Below are 12,263 nucleotides of genomic sequence, written 5' to 3'. Positions count from 1 at the left end.
AAGCTCGCTCCTGCAAGACGGGTGCGATCAGGGCTTGATCTGCTTCAGCTCGTTGAGCAGCTCGATCAATTGCTTGAGCTTGTCCTCGCCGAACTGCTCCTGGATCTTCTGGTAGTTGGCTTCCATGCCCTCGCTCATGGAAAGGAAGCACTGATGGCCCTTTTCAGTCAGGTTAACCAGCACGCGGCGCTGGTCCTGCGGCGCCTTGCGGCGCACCACGACGCCATCGCGCTCCAGGCGCGACAGCACGCCGGTCATGCTCGGCTTGAGGATGCAGGCGAGCTCCGCCAGTTGGTAACTCTCCAACTCGCCGTGCTGGCGCAGCAGGCGAATCACCCGCCATTGCTGCTCGGTCAGGTCGTGCTGGTTGAGCAGCGGGCGGAAGAAGCTCATGGCCGCTTCACGGGCCTGGAGCAGGGTCAGGGTCAGGGAAGGTCTTGGACTTGGCATGATCGGGCAGGTCAGGGGTTATTCGTGAAGAGTTTAACGAAAAAAACATGACCCGCCCAAGGTCCTGTGGGCGAACCTGTCGACCAGTCCACACCTGATCGGCGCCACGTAGTACGAGAAGCAACCGATGATGCTGTCGATGTTTCGCAGGATGCGCTCTGCAGTTGGCCTTGGGCCGGTTTTCATCGCGGAAGCCGGGGCCGTAGATGCGCGTGATGGAGTCCTCAATCAGCCGGATCGGGCGATGCCCGGTCTTCTGCAGCCAGTGCATCGGCATCTGGCCTGAAACGACAACGCCCGACTCTTCAGGCCGGGCGTTTAAAACAACTTCACATATATATCAGCCGTTACTGCAACCCTGGCCGAAAACAACATATTCCAGGCGATGAACTTTGCCCTGGTGATCTACGTAAGTCATATAGGCCGGAACTACGCCACAGACATTGGGAATTTCACTGCGGGAAATGACCCTGGCGATATCAAGTTTCATTCCATAGTGGTACCGCTCGACAACAGGTTCCTCGGCATCAGCCGCTTCCACCGATTCTTCGGCAAAGGCGAAGGCAGACATGCCGACAAGTGCCAGCAAGGCGAGAGCTTTCATTGGATAGTTTTCCGAGTGCTTGGAAGTTAGAACTTCGACCAGCTCTCCACGAACTGGTCGAAGGTACAGCGCAACACCTTTCGATGCTGTTTACGGTAGCAAGCGCCTCGTCGTGGGAGGCGGGACTATTTTATTGCGGGAGTAACTCTGCAAACAGCGCCAGATACAACAAGGACTATTTACTGGGCGAACAACAATCGGTTGAGCAGGCCCGAAGTATCCGGTTCCCGGCCCGCTTCGCCGATCACCACGGTGCAGGTCATGCCGGCGGCCAGCAGCACGCCTTCCGGTACCTCGTCCAGATGGATGCGCACAGGTACTCGCTGGGCCAGACGCACCCAGTTGAAGGTGGGGTTCACGTCAGCGATCAGCTCGCGGCTTTCCGGGTTGTCGCGGTCGTAGATGCCGCGAGCGATGCTGTCCACATGGCCGGTGAGGCGCTGGCCGCTCATCAGGCGCAGCTCGGCACGGTCGCCCACACCGATGCGTGGCAGGCGCGTTTCCTCGAAGTAGCCGTTGACGTAGAAGGAGCGGTCATCCACCAGCGCCATGCTCGCCTCGCCGCGTTCGGCGAAGTCGCCCTTGTAGACGTTGAGGTTGGTGATGTGGCCGGACACCGGCGCGCGGACTTCGGTGCGGGACAGGTTGAGTTTCGCGGCATCCAGGGCGGCGACCGCCTCCTGGTATTCAGCCAGGGCGGAATCGGCCAGGTGACCGGCATCCTCGCGGCTCTCGCGGGAGACCACCAGGTCGTCCATGTCGGCACGCCGATCGGCATTCACCTTGCGCATGTCCAGTGCGGCCTTGCGCGCCGCCACCAGGGCTTCGGCCTGTTTCACCGCCACCCGGTAGTGCTCGGGGTCGATGCGCAGCAGCAGGTCCCCGGCTTCCACCTTCTGGTTGTCCCGCACCATCACATCGGCCACCAGCCCGGCCACGTCCGGGGCGATGTTGATCACGTCGGCGCGCACGCGACCGTCGCGGGTCCAGGGGGACTCCATGTAATGCAGCCAGAGACTGCGCACCAGCACGACCGCCAGGGTGAGGATGAGCAGGGTCGCGCCAACACTGATGATGCGTTTCAGGGACATGGGGGCCTCAACGGTAGATGGTCAGCGCCAGGGCGCAGTACAGGCAGGTGAACAGGCCGACGCGCAGCAGCGCCGGGTGCCAGGCGTGGCGGTACAGGCCGCACCAGGCGAACAGGCGGTCCAGCCCCCAGCCAAGCAGGAAAGCCATCAGGAACAGCAGGGTCAGGCTCGGCATATAGACACCGTGCAGGACGATTTCACGCGGCATGGGCGGCTCCTTGCAGGCGTACCGGCACGGCGTCGCCGGCCAGCGGGATCTGCGGGTCCAGCAGGGATGTGCGGATGAAGTGCAGGTAGCTCTGCAGCCTGCGCAGCGGGGATGTCTCGAACTGCGGTGCGCAGGGCTCGGCGGTAGTGCGAACGCTGTCGATGGCCTGTTCCACGGCGGCCAGGGCGCGCTGGCGGTTGGCTTCCGAAGGCTGGATGAACAGCCGCACCAGCGCACGCCCCATGGCGCGGATGGCATTGCGCCAGGGCATGGACTCGGCGTAGCAGGACAGCGCCGGCAGGCGCGCCTGCTCCAGGCGCAGCTCGATCACCGCATGCCCCACTTCCTGCACCAGGAACATCCAGCGCAACAGCTGGCGCTGCACATCCGGACGGCCGACGGAATACAGGTAGGCCTGGTTCAGCAGGTCGCGGGTACCGCTTTCGAAGCCGGAGACCAGCCCCTTCATCCGGCCGCTCACCGTGCGTACCACGCACATGCGCAGGTCATGTTCCAGGCGGCGCCAGAGCCAGGGCCGGTTGGGCGGCAGCAGCACCGCAGCCGCCGCGGTGGCCAGCGCCATGGACAGCACCGAGGCGAGGTACTCGTTGAGCACCCGATGGGGATCGAACAGGGTCTGGTTGGCCGGCATGGAGGTCATGGCGAACCACACCAGCATTCCCAGGCCGGCACCGGCCAATTGCGGCCGCGCGAGCATCCAGGCGCCCAGGGCTACCACAGGCGCCAGTGCACAGCAGAGCAGCGCGAAGCCGTCGATTACGGGCAACACGCGGAAGGTCATGAAGATGCCGAGGCAGGCACCGGCGGAAGCGCCCAGGGTGATCTGCAATGACAGGCGCCGGGGATTGGACGAGGACGACGCCAGGGCCGAAACCATGCCGATGGTCATGGCGAAGGTCCCGCCACTGGGCCAGGCGGTGGCCATCCAGAACACACTGAGCAGCAGGATCAGCAGGCTGCTGCGCACCCCCGCCACGGCGGCGGCCACGGCATTGGCGCGGGGGCGGAAGTTCTCCTTCCACTGCTCGCGGGCGTGGTGGTCGTCCAGCAGGGATGCGTGGGTCTGGGCGTAGTTGTGCAGGTCGTCGGCGAAGCGATAGAGCAGTTCGGCGGCAGTGTCGTAGTCCAGGCTCTGGGCTTCGCTGGGGTGTTGCATGGCGAGCTGTGCCCGACCGCTGCGGATCAGCTGCATCAGCTCCTGCTTGCAGGCCTCCAGGCGGATGACCAGCTGCGCGGCATCGGCTTCGCTGCTGAGGCGGTCACGCAGGGGCGCGAGCAGGCCGGACACCTCGGCCAGGCACGGCTGCAGGGCCTGCAGAACCGCGCCGCCCTCCTCCGGACTATCGTAGGAGCCAGCTCTGCTGGCGAACGCCGCCGACTCCGAGCTTTCGCCAGCAGAGCTCGCTCCTACCACCAGTCGCTGCAGCAACTGGTGCAGGGCGTGGAAACGGGTGGAGAGCACCATGAACTCGTTGTTCAGCCGCGCCAGACGCCCGCTGCGCATGCGCATGTGCGGATCTTCGAAGGCGGTGGCGCTGCGCATGTTCTCCAGACTCACCGCGGCGGCGGCGAAGCGCGCAGTGCTGGCGTCGAAGCGCGCGGTATCCAGGCCGCCAGCCAGCCCTTCGCAGGCAAAGGCGGCGAAGTCGCGGAAGCGTCCGTGCAGGGTGTTGCGCAGGTCGGCACTGGTGGTCTGCGGCAGGATCAGGCCATTGACCAGGCCGGTGCAGAGAATGCCCAGGCTGATTTCCAGCACCCGCCAGAGCGCGAGCATGAAGGCATCATCGGGGTGAGTCGTGGCCGGCAGGCCGATCATCACCGCCGTGTAGCCGGCCAGCACGCAGGCATAGCCGCGGAAGTCGCGATAGCGCGCGGCGCCGGCGGTACACAGGCCGATCCAGATCGCCAGGCAAAGCATGAACAGCACCCGTTCCTGGTTGAACAGGGCGATCAGCACCACCATTACCGTCAGCCCCAGCAGGGTGCCGATGATGCGGTAGAAGCTCTTGGCCAGGACCTGCCCGCTCTGCGGCTGCATGACGATGAACACGGTCACCAGCACGGTGCCCGGCTGTGGCAGTTCCAGGCGATAGGCCAGCCAGAGTGCGAGGAAGGCGGTGAGCAGGGCCTTGAAGATGAAGGCCCAGGTCAGGCCATCACTGCGCGCCCAGTCAGCCAGTGCGCGGTTGAGGGTTTGAACCATGAAGGGATCTCAGGACTTCGGGAGAAAGCGCAGGCGCGGTTCCTGCGGTGCCAGGCCGGCATCGGAAGGGCCGCCCGGCTCGGGCAACACGCCACCACCGAGGGCCAGCAAGAGGTCCGCCTGGGCGCCGAGCAGTGCCGCACGAACCTGCTGTTGCTGGAGCTGGCGCTGGAACAGTACGGGCTGGGTTTCCAGCACCGCGTCGAAGCCGGTCAGGCCGCGTTGCTGGGCCAGCAAGGCGAGGTCACAGGTCTTCTGCGCGGCGGCCACCGCTTCGGCGGCCAACTCCTGCTGCTGATGCAATGATTTGATGCGCACCAGGGCATCGGCCACCTGTTGCAGTGCCGCGACCAGTGTCTGGTTGTACTGCTCCACTGCCAGGTCGTATTCGGCAGCGGCAGCGCCGAGCTCGCCCCGGCGCAAGCCACCATCGAAAATCGGCAGGCTGATGGCCGGGCCGAGGTTGTAGGTCAGCTTGTCGTAGCGCAGGAAATCCAGCACGCCGCCCTGGGTAGCGTTGGAGCCGACGCCGCCCAACAGGTTGACGTTGGGATAGAAGCCCGCTTTGGCGACTTCGATACCACGCGCCTGCGCCGCCACCTGCCAGCGCCTGGCCACCAGGTCCGGCCGACGCCCGAGCAGCTCCAGCGGCAATTGCGCTGGCAGACCAGGCAGGTTCTGCAGATCGAGCGCGGGTCGCTGCAGGCGTTCACCCTCCCCCGGTCCCTTGCCGGCCAAGGCGGCGAGCTGGTTACGGGTCAGGGCGATGGACTCGTCCAGAGCGTCGATCTGCCGATGGCTTTCCGGCAGGGGCGCTTCGGCGCGGCTGACCTCCAGCCGCGTACCGATGCCGTCGCGCAAACGACGCTCGGCCAGGTGAAGGACCTGTTCCTGCTGGGAAAGATTGGCCCGGGCGACATCCATCTCCGCGTGCAACAGCGCCAGCCGGATATAGCTGCGCACCAGGTTGCCCTGCAGCTCCAGGGCCGCCAGGCGCGCCTCGGCCACGGCTACGCGGGCCTGGTCCAGGGCCTGGTGGCTGCGGCTGCGCTCACGTCCCCAGAGATCGAGGTCGTAGGAAAAGCCCAGCAGGCTGGTGTTGTTCCAGCTGGTGGTGCGGCCAAGTTCGCCGGGGCCGTAGAAGTAATCGTCGGGCCAGCGCTTGCGCTGCAGGTTGGCATCGAGGTTGACCTGGGGCTGCTCGGCCGACTCCACCACCCCGGCCAGGGCGCGGGCCCGGCGTACACGGGCGGCGGCCATGGCCAGGCTGGGACTGCCGGCCAGCGCCTGTTCCATCCAGGCATCCAGCTGCGGGTCGCCATAGGCGCGCCACCACTGGGCGCTGGGCCAGGCGGCATCGCGCTCGGCGCGGCGAATGGCCGAACCGGGGTCCAGGCGACTGGCGTCCAGGCGCTCGGCCTGGGGGGCCAGACCCTGACTATCGATACATGCGGAAAGGAGCGAAACGACGGCGAACAGACTGGCACGGGCGACGCCAGGCCAAGGATTGCGGTGCACTGCGGCATATCCTGATTGCTGGATAACCAGGGCTGATGCCTGGAACGGCAATGATTCTAGAGATGGGCAGGGCGAAGAATAAGGCGACGGATAGATAAAGGATTATTGACTGAATCAGCCATAATCCACCGGCATGCTTCGTGACAGAATTCGCACCCCGATCCTGGGCCAGGACCCTACATGGACATCCTTTTCAACATGCGCGCCTTCGTCTGCGTGGCGGAAACCGGCAGCTTCACCGCCGCTGCCCAGCGCATGGACCTCACCACCTCCTACATCTCCCGCGCGGTAGCGACCCTCGAAACCCATCTGCGCACCCGTCTGCTGCACCGCACCACCCGCCGCATCGCCCTGACCGAAGCCGGCCAGCGCTACCTGCTGCGCTGCGAGCAGATCCTTGGCTATATCGAAGAAGCCGAGGCCGAGGCCAGCGAGGCCCATGCACGGCCAGTGGGCAATCTCAAGGTGCATGCCATGACCGGCATCGGCCAGCACTACCTGATCAAGGCCATTGCCGCGTACAGCGAGAAGTACCCGGACGTGAGCTTCGACCTGACCCTGGCCAACCGCACCACCGACATCCTCGAAGAGGGTTACGACATCTCGGTGGTGATCGCCCAGGAACTGCCGGACTCGGGGTTCATTTCCAAGCAGCTCGGCACCACCTACAGCGTGCTCTGCGCCTCGCCCGGCTACATCGAGAAGCACGGCGCGCCCCGCCAGCCCGCCGAGCTGTCGAAGCACCGCTGCCTGCGCCTGGTGAACAACGTGATGTCCCTGGACAAATGGCTGTTCGAGGGGCCGGACGGCCAGGAAATGGTCAGCATCAACCAGACGCCCTTCCAGGTGAACACCGCCGATGCCCTGACCGAAGCCATCAAGGCGGGGCTCGGCGTGGGCGTGCTGCCGGTGTACTCGGCCATCAGCGGCCTGACGGACGGCAGCCTGGTACGGGTGCTGCCCAACCACAGCCTCTTTCCCCTGGGCATTTATGCCCTCTACCCGTCGCGGCAGTTCCTCGACGCGAAGATCCGCACCTGGGTGGAATTCCTCCGCGACTTCCTGCCGGAGCGGGTCGCGGCGGATGAAACGGCGGTGGCGGAGTACAGCCTGAGGCTGGGGACGCGATAGAGGCGTCCTTCCCCGCTTCCGTGCGGCCTGCCCAGGCATCGACCCTGTAGGCAAATTCATTCGCCAGGAAGGCCGAAGGTCTGCCCTTGGGAGTTCCTGCCAGATCCAGCTGCCCTCACCCCAACCCTCTCCCAGAGGGAGAGGGGGCTGGTCCGTGCAGGCGTTCAGGCCTGTGCACTCCCTCCCTGTGGGGGCGAACTCATTCGCGCAGCAGAACCCAGTCCTGCCGTAGGTTGCGGAACTACTTGCCGTATCCCTTCACCGCGTCCAGCCAGGCCGGGTCCAGGCGGTTCTGCTCCACCGCCAGCCCCTGGGCTTCCATGGCTTCGCGGTGCTGGTCGATCTCGCGCACGTGGTGGCTGAGGTCGGCGCTGTTGCCGTCCAGCTGGTGCATCTGGGTCAGGCCCAGGTGGTAGAAGCGCAGCAGCTTCATGGCCGCCGGATCGCCCGTCGCCACCCCGGCCTTGACCTTGTGCATGACGTTGGTCACGCGCATCAGGCTGCGCTTGAGCTGCCAGCCGTAGACGGCCGGGGCCATCCAGGGGCGCGGCCAGAGCTGGAGGCGCACCAGGGCGACGGTAATCGCCAGCCCGGCCAGCACACCGATCAGATTCCAGCGGAAATTATCGCCACCGGGCGTGCCGAACAGCTGCACGCAGAAGGTGGACATCAGCAGCGCCAGGGCGATGAAGATCGCCGCGATCATCAGAGTGATGCGGCGGGTCTGCTTGCGGTAGAGCTCGGGGCTCATGGGACGGATTTCGAAGGGCTCGCTCATCAGGCTTCTACCTGGCTCCACTGTTTGTTCAGGCGCTTGTCGGACACCGCCATCTTCGTGCCCAGCTGCTGGGCGAACAGCGAGACGCGGTATTCCTCCAGCATCCAGCGATAGAGCACCAGCTCCGGGTCGCGCTTGCCTTCCTGGGTGTGCTTGGCCAGGCGCGCCTGGTACTGCTCCCAGTAACCGGCCAGCTCGCCGGACCAGACGCGGTCGCGCTGCAGCTGGGCGGCGATCTTGTCGAAGCGCTGCTCGATGGCCTTGAGATAGCGCGGCAGTTCCTTCAGCCATTCCGCCGGCGTTTCGCGGACGAAGCCCGGATACACCAGATTGCCCAGCTGCGCCTTGATGTCGTTCAGGGCCACCGCCTGGGCCAGGTCGATGCGCCCCTTGAAGCGCTTCTGCAGGCCATGCCAGAGCTTGAGGATTTCCAGGGTCAGGCGCGCCAGGCGCTCGGCATGCTCGGCCCAGGCGCCGCGCTTCTTCTCGGCGAGCGAGGCCAGGGCGGCGCCGTCGCGGGGCAGGCTGGCTTCGCCGTCAAGGATGCAGCTGTCCAGGCTGGCGAGAAGAATGTCCTCCACCAGCGCATCGACGCGGCCCATGTCGCGATACAGCAGGCCCAGTTCGGTCAGGCCCGGCAGCTTGCCACGGAGGAACTTGGCGGTTTCCGCCAGTTGCTGCAGCAAGAGGCGCTGCAGGGCGCGGCGGTGTTGCCAGTCGGCCTCGGCCTGGGTCGGGAAGCGGCTTTCCTTGACGCTTCCACCCTCCTCCACCAACGCCGGGTAGACGGTCATGGAAAGGCCGGCGACCTTTTGCTGGGTCTTCTCAGCTACCTGGGCGAAACCCTTGGCCTCTACCGGTTTCTGCGCCTGCTGCGCCTGCGGAATGGCCAGGGCGGCCTGGCTGGCTTCGGCGAAGCGCGCGGTGATCTCGGCCAGGTCACGGCCTTCACCGAGGAACTTGCCGCGGGCGTCCACCACCTCCAGGTTCATCTTCAGGTGGTTTTCCAGTTGCGCGGCGGCCTCGACCCAGGCCTCTTCCGGCACGCGGGCGCCGGTCATGCGGGTGAGTTCACGGCCCAGGGATTCAGGCAGCGAACCCTGGCCGAAGACGATCTTGTCCAGTGCCGCCCTGACGAAGTCCGGCACCGGTACGAAGTTCTTGCGCATCGCCTTGGGCAGGTTGCGCACCAGGGCCACGCACTTGGCTTCCAGCAGGCCCGGCACCAGCCATTCCAGGCGCTCGGCCGGCAATTGCGGCAGCAGCGGCGCCGGCACCCGCAGGGTCACGCCGTCACGCGGGTGGCCGGGTTCGAAGTGGTAGCTCAGGGGCAGCTGCAGCTCGCCCAGGCACAGTTTGTCCGGGTACTGCGCGGCGGTGACTTCGCTGGCCTCGCGGGCCAGCACGTCTTCCTCGCGCATGATCAGCAGGTTCGGGTTGTTCGCCCTTTCGCGCTCGTACCATTTCTCGAAGCTGGCGGTCTGGTAGATGTCCGCCGGCAGGCGCGCCGCGTAGTAGGCGAACAGGGTTTCCTCGTCGGCCAGGATGTCGCGGCGGCGCGCCTTGGCTTCCAGTTCGTCGAGCTTCTCCAGCAACTGGCGGTTGGCGGCGAGGCATTTGGCCTTGCTGTGGATTTCGCCACGCACCAGGCCCTCGCGGATGAACAGCTCGCGAGAGACTTCCGGGTCCACCGGGCCGTAATGCACGGCGCGGCGGCCAACGATGATCAGGCCGTAGAGGGTGACCTGCTCATAAGCCACGACCTGGCCGCGACGCTTCTCCCAGTGGGGTTCCAGGTGATTCTTCTTCACCAGGTGAGCGGCCAGGGGCTCCAGCCAGTCCGGCTCGATCTTCGCCACCATCCGCGCGAACAGCTTGGTGGTTTCCACCAGTTCGGCGGTCATCACCCACTGCGGGCGCTTTTTCGCGATGGCGGTGCCCGGATGGATCCAGAAGCGTCGCTGGCGGGCGCCGAGGTAATCGCCGTCCTCGGTCTTCTGGCCGATCTGGCTCAACAGGCCGCAGAGAATCGCCTTGTGCACCTTGGCGTAGTCGATGCTGCGCTGCTGCTGTTCGGCCTTGGCAACGGCATCACGCGGAACGTTGGCAGGGCCGCTTTTCACAGGATGGTGCTGAGCGGAGCGATGCCCATCGTTGCGGGCAGCATGGGTATCGCCCCGTTCGGGAAAGAGCTTCAGCTCGCGGCAGATCAGCACCAGTTGGCGGTGGGCGTCGCGCCATTCGCGCAGCCGCAGGTAATTGAGGAAGTTCTTCCGGCACCAGTTGCGCAAGGCGTTGGAGCCCAGCGCCTGGCGCTGTTCCTCGAAGCCGCGCCAGAGGTTGATCAGCGCGGCGAAATCGGAGTCCACATCCTTCCATTGCGCATGAGCCTGGTCGGCGGCCTGCTGGCGCTCGATCGGCCGCTCGCGCGGGTCCTGCACCGACAGCGCGGCGGCGATCACCAGCACTTCGTCGAGGCTGCCCTGGCGGGCGCCTTCCAGCACCATGCGGCCCAGGCGCGGGTCGATGGGCAGGCGCGCCAACTGGCGGCCGATGGGGGTGAGCTGGCCGTCGCGGTTCACCGCCGAGAGTTCCTGCAACAGGGTGAAGCCGTCCTTGATCGCCTTGCCGTCCGGCGGCTCGATGAAGGGGAAGGCTTCGATATCCCCCAGGCGCAGGTGGAGCATCTGCAGGATCACCGCCGCCAGGTTGGTGCGCAGGATTTCCGGGTCGGTGAAGGTCGGGCGGGAAAGGAAATCTTCCTCGCTGTAGAGGCGCACGCAGATGCCCGGCTCGACCCGGCCGCAACGGCCCTTGCGCTGGTTGGCGCTGGCCTGGGACACCGCTTCCACCGGCAGGCGCTGGACCTTGGCGCGGTAGCTGTAGCGGCTGATGCGCGCGGTGCCGCTGTCGATCACATAGCGGATGCCCGGCACCGTCAGCGAGGTCTCCGCGACGTTGGTGGACAGGACGATCTTGCGGCCCGGCATGGGCTGGAAGATTTTCTGCTGCTCGGCGGGCGTCAGGCGCGCATACAGCGGCAGCACTTCGGTGTGTTTGAGGTTGGCCTTGCGCAGCACTTCGGCGCAGTCGCGGATTTCCCGCTCGCCGGGGAGGAACACCAGTACGTCGCCGGGGCGCTTGCCCACTTCGCGTTCGTGCGCGGCGATCTCGTCCAGGGCGCGGAGGATGCCCTGGTCCACGGACAGGTCGTCGAACAGCGCCTCGCCGTCCTCGTCCACCTCGGCGGCCAGCGGCCGGTACCAGGTTTCCACCGGGTAGGTGCGGCCGGACACTTCGATGATCGGGGCTTCACCGAAATGTTTGGAGAAGCGCTCCAGGTCGATGGTGGCCGAGGTGATGATCAGCTTGAGGTCGGGCCGGCGCGGCAGCAGGGTTTTCAGGTAGCCGAGGAGGAAGTCGATGTTCAGGCTGCGCTCGTGAGCCTCGTCGACAATGATGGTGTCGTAGCGTTCGAGGAAGCGGTCGTGCTGGGTTTCGGCCAGCAGGATGCCGTCGGTCATCAGCTTGATCAGGCTGCGTTCGTTGGACTGGTCCTCGAAACGCACCTGGTAGCCCACCAGTTCACCCAAGGGGCTGCCGATCTCTTCCGCGACCCGCGTGGCCACGCTGCGTGCCGCCAGCCGGCGCGGCTGGGTATGGCCGATCAGGCCGTGGATGCCGCGGCCGATCTCCAGGCAGATCTTCGGCAGCTGGGTGGTCTTGCCCGAGCCGGTTTCGCCGGCGATCACCAGCACCTGGTGCTTGGCCAGGGCCGCCTTGATTTCGTCGCGCTTGGCGGCGATGGGCAGGGCATCGTCGTAGCGCATCAGCGGCACGCTGGCGCGCCGCGCCTCCACCCGCGCCACGGAGGCCTGGAAGCGCTCGGCCCATTGCGCCAGCTTGGCGGCATCCGGCTGCTTTCTCAGCTCGTGGAGCTGCCGGCGCAGGCGATGCCGGTCGGCGCCCATGGCCTGATCGAGGCGTTGCAGGAGTTGTTCGGGGCTGGGGGATTGCTCGCTCATCGGTTCCGCTGATTCTGCTGTCGTTTTCGGCAAGGGCGGAATTGTCGCAGATTTCCCCCGGCGCGGGCTTGGACCTGTGGGGGTGAATTCATTCGCCAGGCCCGCAGGATGGGTTGAGGTACGAAACCCGTGCGGACCGCGGTTGATGGGTTTCGCAAGCGCTACCCATCCTACGAATCCGAATCCCCCTCACTGTATCGCAGCCCGGAAACGACAAGGCCCCGCGAGTGCGGG

Annotated in this window: 9 protein-coding genes; 1 reads left to right on the top strand and 8 read right to left on the bottom strand. The window is 65.9% G+C overall.

Translation table 11 applies throughout. The features are described 5' to 3' along the window. Positions 1-27: 27 nt before the first annotated feature. From hpaR to ACFW0B_RS02225, 6 genes are all read right to left on the bottom strand, one after another. A complete protein-coding gene (gene hpaR / locus ACFW0B_RS02250; RefSeq protein ID WP_449146329.1) occupies positions 28-450 on the bottom strand; it encodes a homoprotocatechuate degradation operon regulator HpaR in 423 nt (140 codons plus the stop codon). Positions 451-790: 340 nt separating this feature from the next. Beyond that, the gene (locus tag ACFW0B_RS02245; protein ID WP_449146328.1) at positions 791-1,054 is read right to left on the bottom strand and encodes a DUF2790 domain-containing protein; all 264 of its coding nucleotides are present in this window, start codon (positions 1,052-1,054) and stop codon (positions 791-793) included. Positions 1,055-1,233: 179 nt separating this feature from the next. Then, positions 1,234-2,145, bottom strand: a complete 912-nt coding sequence (locus ACFW0B_RS02240; RefSeq protein ID WP_449146327.1) for an efflux RND transporter periplasmic adaptor subunit — start codon at positions 2,143-2,145, stop codon at positions 1,234-1,236. Between the two features lie 7 nt (positions 2,146-2,152). Further along, entirely contained in the window at positions 2,153-2,353 is a 201-nt protein-coding gene (locus tag ACFW0B_RS02235) for a DUF1656 domain-containing protein (RefSeq protein ID WP_449146326.1), read from the bottom strand. Continuing rightward, positions 2,343-4,577, bottom strand: coding sequence for an FUSC family protein (locus tag ACFW0B_RS02230; RefSeq protein WP_449146325.1), 2,235 nt, complete (start codon positions 4,575-4,577; stop codon positions 2,343-2,345). Before ACFW0B_RS02230 ends, ACFW0B_RS02235 begins: the two co-directional genes overlap by 11 nt. 9 nt (positions 4,578-4,586) lie before the next feature. Continuing rightward, positions 4,587-6,095 carry an efflux transporter outer membrane subunit gene (locus ACFW0B_RS02225; protein WP_449146324.1) on the bottom strand — a complete coding sequence of 503 codons (1,509 nt, stop codon included), beginning with the start codon at positions 6,093-6,095 and terminating at the stop codon, positions 4,587-4,589. 180 nt (positions 6,096-6,275) lie between these two features. Between ACFW0B_RS02225 and ACFW0B_RS02220 the strand changes: the two genes are divergently transcribed. Next, positions 6,276-7,226 carry a LysR family transcriptional regulator gene (locus tag ACFW0B_RS02220; protein WP_449146323.1) on the top strand — a complete coding sequence of 317 codons (951 nt, stop codon included), beginning with the start codon at positions 6,276-6,278 and terminating at the stop codon, positions 7,224-7,226. A 241-nt stretch (positions 7,227-7,467) separates the two neighbouring features. Here ACFW0B_RS02220 and ACFW0B_RS02215 read toward each other — a convergent pair whose 3' ends face one another. Next, positions 7,468-8,004, bottom strand: a complete 537-nt coding sequence (locus ACFW0B_RS02215; RefSeq protein WP_449146322.1) for a DUF3087 domain-containing protein — start codon at positions 8,002-8,004, stop codon at positions 7,468-7,470. Further along, positions 8,004-12,029 carry an ATP-dependent RNA helicase HrpA gene (hrpA, locus tag ACFW0B_RS02210; protein ID WP_449146321.1) on the bottom strand — a complete coding sequence of 1,342 codons (4,026 nt, stop codon included), beginning with the start codon at positions 12,027-12,029 and terminating at the stop codon, positions 8,004-8,006. The genes ACFW0B_RS02215 and hrpA overlap by 1 nt, the downstream gene beginning before the upstream one ends. Positions 12,030-12,263 lie beyond the last annotated feature (234 nt).

The organism is Metapseudomonas phytobenefica, from assembly GCF_043392685.1.
Taxonomy (GTDB): Bacteria; Pseudomonadota; Gammaproteobacteria; order Pseudomonadales; family Pseudomonadaceae; genus Metapseudomonas.
Note: the sequence above shows the minus strand (reverse complement) of the source record. Positions and strands in the feature narration are given on the sequence as shown.

Bases quoted from the DNA above. Each gene is read 5' to 3' on its own strand.
- ACFW0B_RS02230 (WP_449146325.1), bottom strand. From the start codon at position 4,577: ATGGTTCAAACCCTCAACCGCGCACTGGCTGACTGGGCGCGCAGTGAT.
- ACFW0B_RS02240 (WP_449146327.1), bottom strand. From the start codon at position 2,145: ATGTCCCTGAAACGCATCATCAGTGTTGGCGCGACCCTGCTCATCCTC.
- hrpA (WP_449146321.1), bottom strand. From the start codon at position 12,029: ATGAGCGAGCAATCCCCCAGCCCCGAACAACTCCTGCAACGCCTCGAT.
- ACFW0B_RS02215 (WP_449146322.1), bottom strand. From the start codon at position 8,004: ATGAGCGAGCCCTTCGAAATCCGTCCCATGAGCCCCGAGCTCTACCGC.
- ACFW0B_RS02220 (WP_449146323.1), top strand. From the start codon at position 6,276: ATGGACATCCTTTTCAACATGCGCGCCTTCGTCTGCGTGGCGGAAACC.
- ACFW0B_RS02235 (WP_449146326.1), bottom strand. From the start codon at position 2,353: ATGCCGCGTGAAATCGTCCTGCACGGTGTCTATATGCCGAGCCTGACC.
- hpaR (WP_449146329.1), bottom strand. From the start codon at position 450: ATGCCAAGTCCAAGACCTTCCCTGACCCTGACCCTGCTCCAGGCCCGT.
- ACFW0B_RS02245 (WP_449146328.1), bottom strand. From the start codon at position 1,054: ATGAAAGCTCTCGCCTTGCTGGCACTTGTCGGCATGTCTGCCTTCGCC.